17 protein-coding genes are annotated in these 18779 nt (G+C 51.8%); 13 read left to right on the plus strand and 4 right to left on the minus strand.

Going from position 1 to position 18779, the window contains the following annotated elements; genetic code table 11:
• Window positions 1-179: 179 nt before the first annotated feature.
• On the minus strand, window positions 180-830 hold the full coding sequence (gene rcsB / locus EAS44_RS09210; protein WP_001061917.1) for a response regulator transcription factor RcsB: 651 nt from the start codon (window positions 828-830) through the stop codon (window positions 180-182).
• 16 nt (window positions 831-846) lie between these two features.
• On the minus strand, window positions 847-3519 hold the full coding sequence (gene rcsD / locus EAS44_RS09215) for a phosphotransferase RcsD (RefSeq protein WP_001249137.1): 2673 nt from the start codon (window positions 3517-3519) through the stop codon (window positions 847-849).
• A gap of 738 nt (window positions 3520-4257) precedes the next feature.
• Here rcsD and ompC point away from each other — a divergent pair.
• The 6 genes from ompC (at window position 4258) to mqo (ending at window position 11887) form a co-directional block, all read left to right on the plus strand.
• A complete protein-coding gene (gene ompC / locus EAS44_RS09220) occupies window positions 4258-5349 on the plus strand; it encodes a porin OmpC (RefSeq protein ID WP_000865556.1) in 1092 nt (363 codons plus the stop codon).
• Between the two features lie 111 nt (window positions 5350-5460).
• Window positions 5461-6516, plus strand: coding sequence for an FAD:protein FMN transferase ApbE (gene apbE / locus EAS44_RS09225; RefSeq protein WP_000406059.1), 1056 nt, complete (start codon window positions 5461-5463; stop codon window positions 6514-6516).
• 73 nt (window positions 6517-6589) lie between these two features.
• Entirely contained in the window at window positions 6590-7654 is a 1065-nt protein-coding gene (gene ada, locus EAS44_RS09230; protein WP_000872522.1) for a bifunctional DNA-binding transcriptional regulator/O6-methylguanine-DNA methyltransferase Ada, read from the plus strand.
• On the plus strand, window positions 7654-8304 hold the full coding sequence (alkB, locus tag EAS44_RS09235; protein ID WP_000884927.1) for a DNA oxidative demethylase AlkB: 651 nt from the start codon (window positions 7654-7656) through the stop codon (window positions 8302-8304). The genes ada and alkB overlap by 1 nt, the downstream gene beginning before the upstream one ends.
• Before the next feature lie 75 nt (window positions 8305-8379).
• Window positions 8380-10023 (plus strand): microcin J25 efflux ABC transporter YojI, encoded by a 1644-nt coding sequence (gene yojI, locus EAS44_RS09240; protein WP_000422239.1) that lies wholly within the window; start codon window positions 8380-8382, stop codon window positions 10021-10023.
• Between the two features lie 217 nt (window positions 10024-10240).
• Entirely contained in the window at window positions 10241-11887 is a 1647-nt protein-coding gene (mqo, locus tag EAS44_RS09245; protein ID WP_000758066.1) for a malate dehydrogenase (quinone), read from the plus strand.
• 149 nt (window positions 11888-12036) lie between these two features.
• Here the strand turns inward: mqo and eco are convergent, their stop codons facing one another.
• Together eco and EAS44_RS25090 are read right to left on the minus strand one after the other, a co-directional pair.
• Window positions 12037-12525 (minus strand): serine protease inhibitor ecotin, encoded by a 489-nt coding sequence (eco, locus tag EAS44_RS09250; protein WP_000849212.1) that lies wholly within the window; start codon window positions 12523-12525, stop codon window positions 12037-12039.
• A 134-nt stretch (window positions 12526-12659) separates the two neighbouring features.
• On the minus strand, window positions 12660-12824 hold the full coding sequence (locus EAS44_RS25090) for a hypothetical protein (protein WP_001296243.1): 165 nt from the start codon (window positions 12822-12824) through the stop codon (window positions 12660-12662).
• Between the two features lie 108 nt (window positions 12825-12932).
• Here EAS44_RS25090 and napF point away from each other — a divergent pair, with 108 nt between their 5' ends.
• From napF to napC, 7 genes are read left to right on the plus strand one after another with little or no spacing between them, the layout of a single operon-like run.
• Entirely contained in the window at window positions 12933-13427 is a 495-nt protein-coding gene (gene napF, locus EAS44_RS09255; protein WP_000686723.1) for a ferredoxin-type protein NapF, read from the plus strand.
• Entirely contained in the window at window positions 13417-13680 is a 264-nt protein-coding gene (gene napD / locus EAS44_RS09260; RefSeq protein WP_000557384.1) for a chaperone NapD, read from the plus strand. The genes napF and napD overlap by 11 nt, the downstream gene beginning before the upstream one ends.
• Complete coding sequence (gene napA, locus EAS44_RS09265; RefSeq protein WP_000778044.1) at window positions 13677-16163, plus strand: periplasmic nitrate reductase subunit alpha; 2487 nt, start codon at window positions 13677-13679, stop codon at window positions 16161-16163. Before napD ends, napA begins: the two co-directional genes overlap by 4 nt.
• A 6-nt stretch (window positions 16164-16169) precedes the next feature.
• Complete coding sequence (gene napG, locus EAS44_RS09270; RefSeq protein WP_000091291.1) at window positions 16170-16865, plus strand: ferredoxin-type protein NapG; 696 nt, start codon at window positions 16170-16172, stop codon at window positions 16863-16865.
• Window positions 16852-17715 carry a quinol dehydrogenase ferredoxin subunit NapH gene (gene napH, locus EAS44_RS09275; protein ID WP_000013515.1) on the plus strand — a complete coding sequence of 288 codons (864 nt, stop codon included), beginning with the start codon at window positions 16852-16854 and terminating at the stop codon, window positions 17713-17715. Before napG ends, napH begins: the two co-directional genes overlap by 14 nt.
• A complete protein-coding gene (napB, locus tag EAS44_RS09280) occupies window positions 17712-18161 on the plus strand; it encodes a nitrate reductase cytochrome c-type subunit (protein ID WP_000835174.1) in 450 nt (149 codons plus the stop codon). Before napH ends, napB begins: the two co-directional genes overlap by 4 nt.
• Before the next feature lie 9 nt (window positions 18162-18170).
• A complete protein-coding gene (napC, locus tag EAS44_RS09285; RefSeq protein WP_000528376.1) occupies window positions 18171-18773 on the plus strand; it encodes a cytochrome c-type protein NapC in 603 nt (200 codons plus the stop codon).
• Window positions 18774-18779: the final 6 nt, after the last annotated feature.

An 18779-nucleotide genomic window follows, 5' to 3' on the forward strand; every position in this document is an offset into this window, starting at 1 on the left:
CGCATCTGGCATTCAGTGCAAATGCCAGATGCGACGCTGACGCGTCTTATCTGGCCTACTTTAATGTAATCTGTTGAAATAATGGGAATCGTAGGACGGATAAGGCGTTTACGCCGCATCCGGCAATCCGTGCAAATGCCAGATAAGACACTAACGCGTCTTATCTGGCCTACAGGTGATTAGTCTTTATCTGCCGGACTTAACGTCACAGAAGAGAGATAATTCAGCAGAGCAATATCGTTCTCGACACCCAGCTTCATCATCGCAGATTTCTTCTGGCTACTGATGGTTTTAATACTGCGGTTCAGCTTTTTAGCGATCTCGGTCACCAGGAAGCCTTCCGCAAACAGGCGCAGAACTTCACTCTCTTTTGGCGAGAGACGCTTGTCACCATAACCACCAGCACTGATTTTTTCCAACAGGCGAGAAACGCTTTCCGGGGTAAATTTCTTCCCTTTCTGCAGCGCGGCGAGAGCTTTCGGCAGATCGGTCGGTGCACCTTGTTTCAGCACGATCCCTTCGATATCCAGATCCAATACCGCACTAAGAATCGCCGGGTTGTTGTTCATGGTCAGAACAATGATCGACAGGCTTGGGAAATGGCGCTTGATGTACTTGATTAAGGTAATGCCATCGCCGTACTTATCGCCAGGCATGGAGAGATCGGTAATCAACACATGTGCATCCAGTTTCGGCAAGTTGTTGATCAGTGCTGTAGAGTCTTCAAATTCGCCGACAACATTCACCCACTCAATTTGCTCAAGTGATTTGCGAATACCGAACAAGACTATCGGATGGTCATCGGCAATAATTACGTTCATATTGTTCATGTAATAGGCTACCTTGCTACAGCAAGCTCTTGACATAACTGTCAATGTCGCTGATGTATTTTTCTATTCCTGGAACATCCTTCTCACGAATCAGATGTTCCAGCGTTTCACATAACTGCTTGCCGGGTACCAGATTTAGCATGGCAAATACGCCTTTAAGACGATGAGCCGTTTGGGCTAACGCAGCAAAGTCACTGGTTGCTGCTTCAGTATATAGCCTCTTAACATCATCCGGTACTGTGTCTACAAAGAGCGCATAATAGCCGCTGGCATGGAGTTGCGCATTTTCATCTCCGCCCAGAGGCGATTCTGTCACCTCTTCCTGCGCCAGTTGCACTTCAATTAATTGTAAGACCGCTTCCTGCATAGCGTTGCTCATATTGAAATTGACGCACAATTGACCAGGCCCAATTTCCCGTACGCCAGACTCATCATCGCTTAAAAGCAAGCCAGAGGCAGTAAGATTAGACGGATTATCCGTTAAAAAGATATCATAATCTTGACTAATTAATCTTTCATCGGGTGTGATACAGGTTGCACCCCAATTTTCTAACTGGCGAGTGACAATATTCCGAATTTCTGCCGAAGTAACATCCACCATTACGCAGACATCATCCAGTAATCGCTCTTCTTCCTCTTCAACTTCCGGGTCAGTTGCGAGCATTTTGATATGCACAGAGTAGCGTGTACCAAGCCCATCCCGCGTTTTGATGTTTAAATGACCGCCCAGTTTACGCGCCAGTTGATCGCTCAGCCAGAATGCCAGCGGGTCCGCCTTGCCATAGCGATCGTTTTGGGTCTGGTTGATAAACGGGAAGTGCAAATTATCCATTTCATGAATGCTTACGCCTTCTCCAGTGTCCAGAATGCGGAACGTCAGGCGGTCTTCGGAGGACTCATCCTGATCAACCTCAAGGGTGATTTTTCCTAATTGCGTTGAGGTCACGGCATATTGCATCAGTAGCAGCAAAATACGTCGTAAGGCATCGCGATCGCCGCGGCGCATATCGTGTGCTTTCAGATGATTGTTAATCAGCAGTTGCAGACCTTTACGCTTGATGGCAGGCAACACTGAAGGCACTACTTCATCAATTAAATCCTGCACGGAGAACAGCTCCGTCTCACTTTTCCAGCTATCGTCCGCAAGCATGTTCGCTAACTGTATTTCATCGACCAGCCGCACCAGCACATCTGCCTGATTCGCCAGTTGTTTGCCTTCCGGGGCGTTGAGTTTAGCCGCGCTCTCCGCCAGGGACTGTGCGGGTTCTTTCAGCGCATCGCCAATGTTTTTCATAAAGGTCATCCGCCCCTGCTGGTTTTTCTCATACAGACGCTGCGCCTGCTTGAGTTTCTTGTTTACCAGCACTTCGCGATCCTGATCGCGAATAATGAAAATTTGTGTGCGCGGCGCAACCTGGCTGCGGAACATGCGGATCTCATACAGCTCGTTATTGATCGTCGCCTGAATAATCCCCTGATGCTGCTCCGCCATGGTAGTGATGTTTTGCAGATTCAAATGCGGCAGCAAATGATCGGCAATTTTGTTACTTATGACCGTGCGGTTCGATTCCTGATCGTGCACCAGCAGGCCGAGCGGCAGCAATGAGACTATCTCTTCATTAATTGCCCGTAAAATGCGCAATTCGTTATTGACCGCCGTGCTGGGGACGCTTTCTGTACTGCGGCTGGAGAAATGGCGGAATGTGGTATAGCCAAATAACGCCAGCGCCAGCAAACCGATGTTCAGCAGCAGTGGCAGCAGAATGTTTTGCAACGTATCCAGCAGTAAGGTGCCGTAAGGAACCTGCCAGACCAGGCGCATATCGGTAGAGTTGAGTGCCGAGGAGATTTCAATCTTCGTACTGTTAAAGTGGATACTGACGCTATCCGTCCCTTCTTTCTCATTTTCATTGTTTCCCGTTGCCGTCGCGTCTGGCTCAAGGCGGAAACTGTCCAGCGGCATACCCGGTGGGATCAAATCATTAATCGGCAGATCAAAAGCCACGACCGTTGCCAGATGTCCCGGCTGGTTGAACGTGGTACGCAAGGTAAAGTAATGACCGTTCTGCCAGGCCAGGCGGCGCATGTTAGAAAAACTTTCGCGTTCATCGAGGGCGTTGGCCTGTTGTAACATCTCTGCACGACGTGAATCAACAATGTCGCTGACGGTCGATTCTTTAAATCCGGAGGTGAGATCTTTGAGAGGCAGGGTTGAGATCAGCACCAGACTGTTATCCTGACCATTCAGGTAATACATCGACCACGGTACATTTTCTGCGCCCCACAATGTGTCCAGATAGGTGGACATCCGTTGAGTCATCTCAAGCGTTGAGTTGTCGTGAGAGCCAAAGATTAACGCTTCCGTTTTGCGGCGTGGTTTCTCCAGATAGTAGACATCCTGTTTCAGTCGCGTCTCTTGTAAACCTTCGCCGGAGGAGGGGGAGGTCGTCGCGGCAATGTTGTCGTAGATCTGCCAGGTCACGTAACGCCAGGTATCGACGCGCTTTTGGATTGCGTGGGTAATGTCGACAATCTGGTAACTTTTATCTTTCAGCCAGGCGTTAACGGCGCTTTGTACCATTACACCCATCGTCACCAGTAACACAATGATCAACAGTAAAAAGAAGCGGGTAATGCTCCCCGGTAGGAGTGAAAAGCGGGTCGTGGCCGTTGTCTCTTTCTGACGCATTCGTGTTTATGACCTGTTAAAACTTCGCGAAGTGATAGGGCAGTATAAAGGGTACAGTGTGAAATTCCAGACTCTTACCTGATTGATGATTCTCTATTCTCCAGTGATATTTATCATCCTGCATTGGGTGAAATAGATGTACAAGCGCCATTTTGCTGTACAAATAACCTACAAAAAGCCCAACGAAATTAATTGCAAATAAACGAAGATTGCTGGAAATTATGTCTATGTTAATTATTTGTGAAATAGTTAACAAGCGTTATAGTTTTTCTGTGGTAGCACAGAATAATGAAAAGTGTGTAAAGAAGGGTAAAAAAAACCGGATGCGAGGCATCCGGTTGAAATAGGGGTAAACAGACATTCAGAAATGAATGACGGTAATAAATAAAGTTAATGATGATAGCGGAAGATATTCTAGTTGCGAGTGAAGGTTTTGTTTTGACATTCAGTGCTGTCAAATAATTAAGAATAAGTTATTGATTTTAACCTTGAATTAATATTGCTTGATGTTAGGTGCTTATTTGGTCATTCCGCAATAATCTTAAAAAGTTCCCTTTCATTTACATTCTGAAACATCTATAGCGATAAATGAAACATCTTAAAAGTTTTAGTATCATATTCGTGTTGGATTATTCTGCATTTTTGGGGAGAATGGACTTGCCGACTGATTAATGAGGGTTAATCAGTATGCAGTGGCATAAAAAAGCAAATAAAGGCATATAACAGAGGGTTAATAACATGAAAGTTAAAGTACTGTCCCTCCTGGTCCCAGCTCTGCTGGTAGCAGGCGCAGCAAACGCTGCTGAAGTTTACAACAAAGACGGCAACAAATTAGATCTGTACGGTAAAGTAGACGGCCTGCACTATTTCTCTGACGACAAGTCTGTAGATGGCGACCAGACCTACATGCGTCTTGGCTTCAAAGGTGAAACTCAGGTTACTGACCAGCTGACCGGTTACGGCCAGTGGGAATATCAGATCCAGGGCAACAGCGCTGAAAACGAAAACAACTCCTGGACCCGTGTGGCATTCGCAGGTCTGAAATTCCAGGATGTGGGTTCTTTCGACTACGGTCGTAACTACGGCGTTGTTTATGACGTAACTTCCTGGACCGACGTACTGCCAGAATTCGGTGGCGACACTTACGGTTCTGACAACTTCATGCAGCAGCGTGGTAACGGCTTCGCGACCTACCGTAACACCGACTTCTTCGGTCTGGTTGACGGCCTGAACTTTGCTGTTCAGTACCAGGGTAAAAACGGTAGCGTAAGCGGCGAAGGCATGACCAACAACGGTCGTGGTGCTCTGCGTCAGAACGGCGACGGCGTTGGCGGATCTATCACTTATGATTACGAAGGCTTCGGTATCGGTGGTGCGATCTCCAGCTCCAAACGTACTGACGATCAGAACAGCCCGCTGTACATCGGTAACGGCGACCGTGCTGAAACCTACACTGGTGGTCTGAAATACGACGCTAACAACATCTACCTGGCTGCTCAGTACACCCAGACCTACAACGCAACTCGCGTAGGTTCCCTGGGTTGGGCGAACAAAGCACAGAACTTCGAAGCTGTTGCTCAGTACCAGTTCGACTTCGGTCTGCGTCCGTCCCTGGCTTACCTGCAGTCTAAAGGTAAAAACCTGGGTCGTGGCTACGACGACGAAGATATCCTGAAATATGTTGATGTTGGTGCGACCTACTACTTCAACAAAAACATGTCCACCTACGTTGACTACAAAATCAACCTGCTGGACGACAACCAGTTCACTCGTGACGCTGGCATCAACACTGATAACATCGTAGCTCTGGGCCTGGTTTACCAGTTCTAATCTCGATTGATATCGAACAAAGGGCCTGCGGGCCCTTTTTTCATTGTTTTCAGCGTACAAACACAGTTTTTTGGTGTACTCTTGCGACCGTTCGCATGAGGATAATCACGTATGGAAATAAGCTTTACCCGCGTGGCACTGCTGGCTGCCGCGCTCTTCTTTGTTGGTTGCGATCAAAAACCACAACCCGCCAAAACCCACGCTACTGAAGTTACCGTTCTTGAAGGCAAAACTATGGGTACCTTCTGGCGTGCCAGCATCCCGGGCATTGACGCCAAACGCAGTGCCGAACTTAAAGAAAAGATTCAGACCCAACTGGACGCTGACGATCAGCTGCTTTCGACCTATAAAAAAGATTCCGCGCTGATGCGCTTTAACGACTCGCAAAGTTTGTCGCCGTGGCCGGTAAGTGAAGCGATGGCCGATATCGTCACTACCTCGCTGCGCATTGGCGCGAAGACCGATGGCGCGATGGATATAACCGTCGGGCCGCTGGTGAATCTGTGGGGCTTTGGTCCGGAACAACAACCGGTTCAAATTCCGAGCCAGGAACAGATCGATGCGATGAAAGCCAAAACCGGCTTACAGCACCTGACGGTGATTAATCAGTCCCACCAGCAATATCTGCAAAAAGACCTGCCGGATTTATATGTCGATCTCTCTACCGTCGGTGAAGGTTATGCGGCGGATCACCTGGCACGCTTGATGGAGCAGGAAGGGATTTCCCGCTATCTGGTATCGGTGGGCGGCGCGCTGAACAGCCGTGGTATGAACGGTGCAGGCCAGCCGTGGCGGGTAGCGATTCAAAAGCCAACCGATAAAGAAAACGCGGTTCAGGCCGTGGTGGATATCAACGGTCATGGGATTAGTACCTCTGGCAGCTACCGTAACTATTACGAACTGGACGGCAAACGTCTTTCTCATGTTATCGATCCGCAAACCGGGCGTCCTATCGAACACAATCTGGTATCCGTGACGGTGATTGCCCCGACGGCGCTGGAGGCCGATGCCTGGGATACTGGCTTAATGGTGCTCGGGCCGGAGAAAGCCAAAGAGGTTGTTCGCCGGGAAGGGCTGGCGGTTTATATGATCACCAAAGAGGGCGATAGCTTTAAAACCTGGATGTCGCCGCAGTTTAAAAGCTTCCTTATCAGCGAAAAAAATTAAAGCGCAAGATTGTTGGTTTTTGTGCGATGGTGACCGGGCAGACTAAAGGCTATCCTTAACCAGGGAGCTGATTATGAAATACGCCACATGCTTAACTGACGATCAACGCTGGCAATCTGTCTTAGCCCGCGACTCGAATGCCGACGGCGAATTCGTTTTCGCCGTGCGCACCACGGGTATCTTTTGCCGTCCGTCTTGCCGAGCCAGACATGCCTTGCGGGAAAATGTCTCCTTCTACGCAAATGCCAGCGAGGCGCTTGCCGCTGGCTTTCGTCCCTGCAAACGTTGTCAGCCAGACAAAGCCAATCCCCTGCAACATCGCCTTGATAAAATTACCCACGCCTGCCGACTTCTGGAACAGGAAACGCCTGTAACGCTGGAAGCCTTAGCCGACCAGGTGGCGATGAGTCCATTTCATTTGCATCGGTTGTTTAAAGCGACTACCGGAATGACGCCTAAAGCCTGGCAACAGGCCTGGCGCGCTCGCCGTTTGCGCGAATTGCTGGCGAAAGGGGTGAGCGTGACTACATCTATTCTTAACGCCGGATTCCCCGACAGCAGCAGTTACTACCGCAAAGCCGACGAAACGCTGGGCATGACGGCTAAACAATTCCGTCACGGTGGCGAAAATCTGGCGGTGCGTTACGCGCTGGCTGATTGTGAGCTGGGCCGTTGCCTGGTGGCAGAAAGTGAGCGGGGGATTTGCGCGATATTACTGGGCGATGATGACGCGACACTAATCAGCGAGTTACAGCAGATGTTTCCCGCTGCCGACAGCGCGCTTGCTGATCTTACGTTTCAGCAACATGTGCGTGAAGTGATCGCCAGCCTCAATCAACGCGATACGCCGCTGACGTTACCGCTGGACATTCGCGGCACTGCTTTTCAGCAACAAGTCTGGCAGGCACTGCGCACGATACCTTGCGGTGAAACCGTCAGTTATCAGCAACTGGCTAATGCCATCGGCAAACCGAAAGCGGTACGGGCCGTTGCCAGTGCCTGTGCCGCCAACAAGCTGGCTATCGTTATACCTTGTCATCGGGTGGTCCGTGGTGATGGCACTCTTTCCGGTTACCGCTGGGGCGTGTCGCGCAAAGCGCAACTGCTGCGCCGCGAAGCTGAAAATGAGGAAAGGTAATGTTGGATCTGTTTGCTGATGCTGAACCGTGGCAAGAACCACTGGCGGCTGGAGCAGTGATTTTGCACCGTTTTGCTTTTAACGCTGCGGAGCAACTGATCCGCGATATTAATGACGTTGCCAGCCAGTCGCCGTTTCGCCAGATGGTCACTCCAGGCGGATATACCATGTCGGTGGCGATGACCAACTGTGGGCATCTGGGCTGGACGACCCATCGGCAAGGTTATCTCTATTCGCCCATTGATCCGCAAACAAATAAACCGTGGCCCGCCATGCCGCAGAGTTTTCATCATTTATGTCAACGTGCGGCTACGGCGGCGGGCTATCCAGATTTCCAGCCAGATGCCTGTTTGATCAACCGCTACGTTCCTGGCGCGAAACTGTCGCTGCATCAGGATAAAGACGAACCGGATCTGCGCGCGCCAATTGTTTCTGTTTCTCTGGGCTTACCCGCGATTTTTCAATTTGGCGGCCTGAAACGAAATGATCCGCTCAAACGTTTGTTGTTGGAACATGGCGATGTGGTGGTATGGGGGGGTGAGTCGCGGCTGTTTTATCATGGCATTCAACCGTTGAAAGTGGGGGGTCATCCACTCACCACCGACTGCCGCTACAACCTGACATTCCGTCAGGCAGGTAAAAAAGAATAAAAATAAGAATTATTATTGCTGTGCGCACGAAGATGTTTAAACTGCGGGCTGTAATTCATTGTCCGGGTTTTCTGCATGGAACTTCTTGTACTTGTCTGGCGGCAGTATCGCTGGCCATTTATCAGTGTGATGGCGCTAAGCCTCGCCAGTGCGGCATTAGGCATTGGCTTAATTGCTTTTATCAATCAGCGCCTTATCAAAACGGCGGATACCAGTCTACTGGTGTTGCCGGAGTTTCTGGGATTATTGCTGCTGTTGATGGCAGTCACTCTCGGATCGCAACTGGCGCTCACCACTTTGGGGCATCACTTCGTTTACCGACTGCGTAGTGAATTTATCAAGCGGATTCTGGATACCCATGTCGAGCGCATTGAACAACTTGGTAGCGCCTCGTTGCTGGCGGGGTTAACCAGCGATGTGCGCAATATCACCATTGCTTTTGTGCGTCTGCCGGAACTGGTGCAGGGGATCATTCTCACTATCGGTTCAGCGGCGTATTTGTGGATGCTGTCGGGCAAAATGTTGCTGGTAACGGCTATCTGGATGGCAGTCACCATCTGGGGTGGTTTTATACTGGTGGCGCGGGTGTACAAACATATGGCGACCCTGCGTGAAACTGAAGATAAGCTGTACACGGATTTTCAAACCGTACTCGAAGGGCGCAAAGAGCTGACTCTGAACCGTGAACGCGCCGAGTATGTGTTTAACAACCTCTACATTCCTGATGCGCAAGAGTATCGCCATCATATTATCCGCGCAGACACCTTCCATCTTAGTGCCGTGAACTGGTCAAACATCATGATGCTGGGCGCAATCGGCCTGGTGTTCTGGATGGCGAACAGTCTCGGTTGGGCTGATACCAACGTTGCCGCGACCTATTCGTTGACGCTGTTATTCCTGCGTACGCCGCTGCTTTCGGCGGTTGGCGCATTACCGACGCTGCTGACGGCGCAGGTGGCGTTTAACAAGCTGAACAAATTCGCGCTCACACCTTTCAAAGCAGAGTTTCCACGCCCGCAGGCGTTTCCCAACTGGCAAACGCTGGAGCTGCGTAATGTGACGTTTAGCTATCAGGATAACGCGTTTTCCGTTGGGCCGATTAACCTCACCATTAAACGTGGCGAGCTGCTGTTTCTGATTGGTGGCAACGGTAGTGGAAAATCGACGCTGGCGATGTTGCTGACGGGCTTGTACCAGCCACAAAATGGCGAAATCTTGCTGGATGGCAAACCTGTCAGCGGCGAACAACCGGAAGATTATCGAAAACTGTTTTCGGCAGTGTTTACCGATGTCTGGCTGTTTGATCAACTGCTGGGGCCGGAGGGGCAACCCGCTAACCCGCAACTGGTTGAGAAGTGGCTGGCGCAGCTGAAAATTGCTCATAAGCTTGAGTTAAGCAACGGGCGTATTGTTAACCTGAAGTTATCAAAAGGGCAGAAAAAACGCGTGGCGCTGTTGCTGGCGCTGGCAGAAGAACGCGATATTATCCTGCTGGATGAATGGGCGGCGGATCAGGATCCACACTTCCGTCGTGAGTTTTATCAGGTGCTGCTGCCGCTGATGCAGGAGATGGGTAAAACTATTTTCGCCATCAGTCATGATGATCATTACTTTATCCACGCCGACCGCCTGCTGGAAATGCGCAACGGGCAACTTAGCGAGCTGACAGGCGAAGAGCGCGATGCTGCTTCGCGTGATGCCGTTGCCCGGACGGCATAATATTACGACGCTGACCTGGCGGACTGCTGCCGCCAGGTCAATATTCTAAAAATACCTTCGTTTCTAATAACCCTATAATTAATCAATGAAATTATAATGTTTCTAAAATTAGAATATAATTTATAAACATTATTTAAATGTTGTTACTTAAGTGTTACCGTTGATGCCGCGCAAATCTCACCTGCAATAAAGCGACTAAAAGTAAGGCATTAACAAGATGAAAAAAGTGACTGCCATGCTCTTCTCGATGGCCGTGGGGCTTAATGCCGTTTCGATGGCGGCAAAAGCGAAAGCGTCCGAGGAGCAGGAAACTGATGTACTGTTGATTGGCGGCGGCATTATGAGCGCCACGTTGGGGACCTATTTACGCGAGCTGGAGCCTGAATGGTCGATGACCATGGTGGAGCGCCTGGAGGGTGTCGCGCAGGAGAGTTCGAACGGCTGGAACAACGCCGGAACCGGGCATTCTGCACTGATGGAACTGAACTACACCCCGCAAAACGCCGATGGCAGCATCAGTATTGAAAAAGCAGTCGCCATTAACGAAGCATTTCAGATTTCGCGCCAGTTCTGGGCGCACCAGGTCGAGCGCGGCGTGCTGCGTACACCGCGTTCATTTATCAATACCGTTCCGCATATGAGCTTTGTCTGGGGCGAGGATAATGTTAATTTCCTGCGAGCCCGTTACGCCGCGTTGCAACAAAGCTCGCTGTTTCGCGGTATGCGTTACTCTGAAGATCACGCGCAGATCAAAGAGTGGGCACCGTTAGTGATGGAAGGGCGCGATCCGCAACAGAAAGTGGCAGCCACGCGTACGGAAATTGGCACTGATGTGAACTATGGCGAGATCACCCGCCAGTTAATTGCTTCCTTGCAGAAGAAATCTAATTTTTCGCTGCAACTCAGCAGCGAAGTCCGCGCCCTAAAGCGTAATGACGATAACACCTGGACCGTTACCGTTGCCGATCTGAAAAATGGCACTGCACAGAACATCCGCGCCAAATTTGTCTTTATCGGCGCGGGCGGTGCGGCGCTGAAGCTGTTACAGGAATCGGGGATTCCGGAAGCGAAAGACTACGCCGGTTTCCCGGTGGGCGGACAGTTCCTTGTTTCGGAAAATCCGGACGTGGTTAATCACCATCTGGCGAAGGTTTACGGTAAAGCATCCGTTGGCGCACCGCCGATGTCGGTTCCGCATATCGATACCCGTGTGCTGGACGGTAAACGCGTCGTGTTGTTTGGGCCATTTGCCACCTTCTCAACTAAATTCCTCAAAAACGGTTCATTGTGGGATCTGATGAGTTCCACCACCACCTCTAACGTGATGCCGATGATGCACGTCGGGCTGGATAATTTCGATCTGGTGAAATATCTGGTGAGTCAGGTGATGTTGAGTGAAGAGGATCGTTTTGAAGCGTTGAAAGAGTACTATCCGCAGGCGAAAAAAGAGGACTGGCGTTTGTGGCAAGCGGGGCAGCGCGTGCAGATTATCAAGCGTGATGCCGATAAAGGTGGCGTACTGCGTCTCGGTACTGAAGTGGTCAGTGACCAGCAAGGGACCATTGCCGCGCTGCTGGGGGCATCGCCAGGTGCGTCAACCGCCGCGCCGATTATGTTGAATCTGCTGGAAAAAGTATTTGGCGATCGCGTTTCCAGCCCGCAATGGCAGGCAACGTTGAAGGCGATCGTTCCGTCTTATGGACGCAAGCTGAACGGTGATGTAGCGGCAACAGAACGCGAGTTGCAGTACACCAGCGAAGTGCTGGGGCTGAAATACGACAAGCCGCAGGCAGCAGATAGTACGCCGAAACCGCAGTTGAAACCGCAACCCGTTCAAAAAGAAGTGGCGGATATTGCGTTGTAATGATGTGCCACATCCGGCATGGTTTGCCGGATGTGGCGTATGCTGATAAGACGCGTCAGCGTCGCATCAGGCAACCGGCTCGGGCGTTAGATGTCGGATGCGGCGTAACCGCCTTATTCGGCCTACGGGTTGCAGCACTTCACAGTAGTTTAGCGAACAACCGCGTTGTCAATTTTCTCTTCCGCCTTCCAGATGCGGTACTTCACATCCACATTGTCTGGCGTATACACCACGATCGGCAGCTTGCTGTTATAACGCAGCATTCCGGCATCGCCCAGATACGCGGTGACAAATTTCTTCTCTTTCTTGCCATCCGGGCAGGCCATCATCGTGGAAACCGGCGAGCTAACTTTATCAAAGACATAATAATCATAGCCCCAGCCTTCCAGCGTTTTGCTTTCCAGCTTCCCGCCGAGACGATGCAAATTGCAGTCGACTTCCAGCGTCTGACCGATTAACAGTTCTACTTTCAGGGTAGATTCATCTTCTTGCGGAGTTAACTGAATCACCTGACGCTTCATGCCTTTTTCAGCTTGTGGATAAGGTGCGATTTTTTCCAGTGGCTGGACGCTTTCTGCCGCCCAGGCGGAAGTGGTGGCGAAAGCGGCAAACAATACTGCAGGTAGAATGGTCTTCATTTTTTTGCTTTCCTTCTTCATTTATAGGTTTTCACCGATGATGTCGCTGAAGGTTAACATATTCATCAGATTTATTAATTTGCTTTATGAATAACTTAAAGAACATTCAGATAATTTTACCTGCTCTTTTAGTGTTAAATTCTGATGAGAAAACAAACCAGCAGAAATATCTCTGGCGAATTAATCGCTATATAAATATGTTTATAACCATTTGAAATGTGAGCAAAAGCCCGTTTTTGCCACGCTTCCCGCCACTCTTTTGATCCTGCTACAGGTTTTACCCCGATCGGGGTATGCATCTTTGACACATCCTTTAATATCTTAGCGGCTATAAAAATGGCTTATTAATTATGCGGTTTATTTGGTCGCTCTCAATTTTCAGAGCGCGTTAATGATGGAAGGTCAATGTGAAGATTGATGCATCCCGTCGGGGCATACTCACTGGTCGCTGGCGCAAAGCCAGTAACGGTATCCGTCCGCCCTGGTCCGGTGATGAATCTCATTTTCTGACCCATTGCACCCGCTGCGACGCCTGTATTAATGCTTGTGAAAACAACATTCTGCAACGCGGCGCGGGTGGCTATCCGAGCGTTAATTTCAAAAATAACGAGTGCAGCTTCTGTTACGCCTGCGCGCAGGCTTGCCCCGAATCGCTATTTTCTCCGCGCCACACCAGGGCCTGGGATTTGCAGTTCACCATTGGGGACGCGTGCCTGGCGTATCAGTCAGTTGAATGCCGCCGCTGTCAGGATAGCTGTGAGCCAATGGCAATTATCTTTCGCCCGACGCTCTCCGGGATCTACCAGCCGCAACTTAATAGCCAACTTTGCAACGGATGTGGAGCATGTGCAGCCAGCTGTCCGGTATCAGCCATAACTGCGGAGTATCTCCATGCACACTAACTGGCAAGTTTGCAGCCTGGTCGTGCAGGCCAAAAGCGAACGAATTTCAGACATCAGCACCCAACTGAACGCCTTTACCGGCTGTGAAGTTGCTGTCAGCGACGCGCCGAGCGGTCAGTTGATTGTGGTGGTGGAAGCAGAAGACAGCGAAACGCTGATCCAAACCATTGAGTCAGTACGCAACGTAGAGGGCGTGCTGGCGGTGTCGCTGGTTTATCACCAGCAGGAAGAGCAAGGTGAGGAAACACCATGAAACTCAGTCGTCGTAGCTTTATGAAAGCTAACGCCGTTGCGGCCGCTGCGGCGGCTGCCGGTCTCAGCGTGCCGGGCGTTGCCCGCGCCGTTGTTGGTCAGCAGGAAGCCATTAAATGGGATAAAGCGCCGTGCCGTTTCTGCGGTACGGGTTGCGGCGTTCTGGTCGGAACGCAGCAGGGGCGTGTGGTGGCCTGTCAGGGCGACCCGGACGCACCGGTTAACCGTGGCCTGAACTGCATTAAGGGCTATTTCCTGCCCAAAATCATGTACGGTAAAGACCGTTTGACGCAGCCGCTGCTGCGTATGAAAAACGGTAAATATGACAAAGAAGGCGAATTTACCCCAATCACCTGGGATCAGGCCTTCGATGTGATGGAAGATAAATTCAAAACCGCCCTGAAAGAAAAAGGGCCGGAATCGATCGGTATGTTCGGTTCTGGTCAGTGGACTATCTGGGAAGGTTATGCCGCGTCCAAGTTGTTCAAAGCGGGCTTCCGTTCGAACAACATCGACCCGAACGCGCGTCACTGTATGGCGTCGGCAGTAGTTGGCTTTATGCGTACCTTTGGTATGGATGAGCCGATGGGCTGCTATGACGACATCGAGCAGGCTGACGCGTTTGTGCTGTGGGGCTCCAACATGGCGGAGATGCACCCGATCCTCTGGTCGCGCATCACTAACCGTCGTCTTTCTAACCAGAACGTCACCGTGGCGGTGCTTTCTACCTACCAGCATCGTAGCTTCGAGCTGGCGGATAACGGCATCATCTTTACGCCGCAATCTGACCTGGTGATCCTGAACTATATCGCCAACTATATCATTCAAAACAATGCGATAAATCAGGACTTCTTCAGCAAACACGTTAACCTGCGCAAAGGGGCGACGGACATCGGCTACGGTTTACGTCCGACCCATCCGCTGGAAAAAGCAGCGAAGAATCCGGGTTCTGACGCCTCCGAACCGATGAGCTTTGAAGATTACAAAGCCTTCGTTGCTGAATATACGCTGGAAAAAACCGCCGAAATGACCGGCGTGCCGAAAGACCAGTTAGAACAACTGGCGCAGCTGTATGCCGATCCGAACAAGAAAGTCATCTCCTACTGGACGATGGGCTTCAACCAGCATACCCGTGGTGTGTGGGCCAACAACCTGGTCTACAACCTGCACCTGCTGACCGGCAAAATTTCCCAGCCGGGTTGCGGTCCGTTCTCCCTGACCGGGCAGCCTTCCGCGTGTGGTACTGCGCGTGAAGTGGGCACCTTTGCTCACCGTCTGCCTGCGGACATGGTGGTGACTAACGAGAAACACCGTGATATCTGCGAGAAGAAGTGGAATATCCCGAGCGGCACCATTCCGGCGAAAATCGGTCTGCACGCGGTGGCACAAGACCGTGCGCTGAAAGACGGCAAACTGAATGTTTACTGGACCATGTGTACCAATAACATGCAGGCCGGACCGAACATTAATGAAGAGCGTATGCCGGGCTGGCGCGATCCGCGCAACTTTATCATCGTTTCCGATCCGTATCCGACAGTCAGTGCGCTGGCCGCCGACTTGATCCTGCCGACCGCAATGTGGGTAGAGAAAGAGGGCGCTTACGGTAACGCCGAACGCCGTACTCAGTTCTGGCGTCAGCAGGTACAGGCACCGGGCGAAGCGAAATCGGATCTCTGGCAGTTAGTCCAGTTCTCCCGCCGCTTTAAAACTGAAGAAGTATGGCCGGAAGAGCTGCTGGCGAAGAAACCGGAACTGCGTGGCAAAACGCTGTACGAAGTTCTGTATGCCACCCCGGAAGTGAGCAAATTCCCGGTATCCGAACTGGCGGAAGATCAGCTGAACGATGAATCCCGCGAGCTGGGCTTCTATCTGCAAAAAGGGCTGTTCGAAGAGTACGCATGGTTTGGTCGCGGTCACGGTCACGATCTGGCACCGTTCGATGACTACCACAAAGCGCGCGGTCTGCGCTGGCCGGTGGTGAACGGTAAAGAAACGCAGTGGCGTTACAGCGAAGGTAACGACCCGTACGTGAAAGCGGGCGAAGGCTATAAGTTCTACGGTAAACCGGATGGTAAAGCGGTGATCTTCGCGCTGCCGTTCGAACCGGCGGCGGAAGCACCGGATGAAGAGTACGACCTGTGGCTCTCTACCGGACGCGTCCTGGAGCACTGGCACACCGGCAGTATGACTCGCCGTGTGCCGGAACTGCACCGCGCCTTCCCGGAAGCGGTCCTGTTTATTCACCCGTTGGATGCGAAAGCGCGCGATCTGCGCCGTGGCGACAAAGTGAAAGTGGTTTCTCGCCGTGGCGAAGTGATCTCGATTGTCGAAACGCGCGGCCGTAACCGTCCACCGCAGGGCCTGGTGTACATGCCGTTCTTCGACGCCGCACAGCTGGTTAACAAACTGACGCTGGATGCGACCGATCCGCTCTCGAAAGAGACGGACTTCAAGAAGTGCGCGGTCAAACTGGAGAAGGTGTAAGCCATTATGTCCCGGTCAGCGAAACCTCAAAATGGTCGCCGCCGCTTTCTGCGCGATGTCGTTCGCACAGCAGGCGGGCTGGCTGCCGTGGGTGTGGCGCTGGGGTTACAACAGCAAACCGCACGCGCATCTGGCGTGCGGTTGCGCCCGCCCGGAGCCATAAACGAGAACGCCTTTGCCAGTGCCTGTGTGCGTTGCGGTCAGTGTGTTCAGGCTTGCCCTTACGACACCTTAAAACTGGCGACCCTGGCCTCTGGTCTGTCGGCGGGCACGCCATATTTTGTCGCACGGGATATTCCTTGCGAAATGTGTGAGGACATTCCGTGCGCCAAAGTGTGCCCGAGCGGTGCGCTGGATCGTGAGATCGAATCGATCGACGACGCGCGGATGGGGCTGGCGGTACTGGTGGACCAGGAAAACTGTCTCAACTTTCAGGGGCTGCGCTGCGATGTTTGTTATCGCGAATGCCCGAAAATTGATGAGGCCATCACCCTGGAGCTGGAGCGCAACACGCGTACCGGTAAGCACGCCCGCTTTCTGCCGACGGTTCACAGCGACGCCTGTACCGGCTGCGGTAAGTGCGAAAAAGTGTGCGTGCTGGAACAACCGGCAATCAAGGTGTTACCGCTGTCACTGGCGAAAGGGGAGTTAGGTCACCATTACCGCTTCGGCTGGCTGGAGGGGAACAATGGCAAATCGTAAACGTGACGCCGGGCGCGAGGCGCTGGAGAAAAAAGGCTGGTGGCGCAGTCACCGTTGGTTAGTGTTACGTCGCCTTTGTCAGTTCTTCGTGCTGGGGATGTTTTTGAGCGGTCCGTGGTTTGGTGTGTGGATCTTGCACGGCAACTACAGCAGTAGCCTGTTATTCGACACCGTTCCACTGACCGATCCGCTGATGACACTGCAAAGTCTTGCCAGCGGTCATCTGCCTGCCACGGTGGCGTTGACCGGTGCGGTGATTATCACCGTGCTCTACGCCCTGGCAGGAAAGCGATTATTTTGCAGCTGGGTCTGTCCGCTGAACCCGATTACCGACTTAGCAAATTGGTTACGCAGACGATTTGACCTCAATCAGTCTGCGACGATCCCTCGCCATATTCGCTACGTGCTGTTGGTGGTCATTCTGGTGGGATCGGCCTTAACTGGCACGCTCATCTGGGAATGGATCAACCCCGTTTCTCTGATGGGGCGTAGCCTGGTAATGGGCTTCGGCAGCGGCGCGCTGCTTATTCTCGCGCTGTTTTTATTTGATCTACTGGTCGTTGAACACGGCTGGTGCGGGCACATTTGTCCGGTTGGTGCACTGTATGGCGTGCTGGGTAGCAAAGGTGTGATTACCGTTGCGGCCACCGATCGGCAGAAATGTAACCGCTGTATGGATTGTTTTCATGTTTGCCCGGAACCGCATGTGCTACGTGCCCCGGTGCTGGATGAACAAAGCCCGGTGCAGGTCACCAGCCGCGATTGCATGACGTGCGGTCGCTGCGTGGATGTCTGTTCTGAGGATGTATTTACAATAACTACACGATGGAGTTCGGGAGCGAAATCATGAAAAGCCATGACCTGAAGAAAGCGCTGTGTCAATGGACGGCGATGCTGGCCCTGGTGGTAAGCGGCGCGGTTTGGGCGGCTAATGGCGTCGATTTTAGCCAGTCGCCGGAAGTATCCGGGACGCAGGAAGGGGCCATTCGGATGCCAAAAGAGCAGGATCGGATGCCGCTGAACTATGTGAATCAGCCGCCAATGATCCCGCATAGCGTTGAAGGTTATCAGGTAACGACCAATACCAACCGCTGCTTGCAGTGCCACGGTGTCGAAAGTTATCGCACCACTGGCGCGCCGCGCATTAGTCCTACTCACTTTATGGACAGCGACGGCAAAGTGGGCGCGGAAGTGGCTCCGCGTCGTTATTTCTGTCTGCAATGTCACGTACCGCAGGCCGATACCGCGCCAATCGTGGGGAATACCTTTACCCCATCAAAAGGTTACGGGAAATAAGAGGTTATTATGGGAAATTCTGACCGTAAGCCTGGTCTGATTAAGCGCCTGTGGAAATGGTGGCGTACCCCCAGCCGTCTGGCGCTAGGGACGCTGCTGTTGATCGGTTTTGTCGGCGGCATCGTCTTCTGGGGCGGCTTTAACACCGGGATGGAAAAAGCCAATACCGAAGAGTTCTGCATTAGCTGCCACGAAATGCGTAACACGGTGTATCAGGAATACATGGATTCCGTGCACTACAACAACCGTAGCGGCGTCCGTGCGACCTGTCCGGATTGTCACGTTCCGCACGAGTTTGTGCCAAAGATGATACGCAAGCTCAAAGCAAGTAAAGAGCTGTATGGTAAAATTTTTGGCGTTATTGACACGCCGCAGAAATTTGAAGCTCATCGCCTGACGATGGCACAGAATGAGTGGCGGCGCATGAAGGACAACAACTCGCAGGAGTGCCGTAACTGTCACAACTTCGAGTATATGGATACAACCGCCCAGAAATCGGTTGCCGCGAAGATGCATGACCAGGCGGTGAAAGATGGGCAAACCTGTATTGATTGCCATAAAGGGATAGCGCACAAGCTGCCCGACATGCGTGAAGTCGAGCCAGGTTTTTAACAGGGT

It is taken from the genome of Escherichia coli DSM 30083 = JCM 1649 = ATCC 11775, from assembly GCF_003697165.2.
In the GTDB taxonomy this organism is placed as follows: Bacteria; Pseudomonadota; Gammaproteobacteria; order Enterobacterales; family Enterobacteriaceae; genus Escherichia; species Escherichia coli.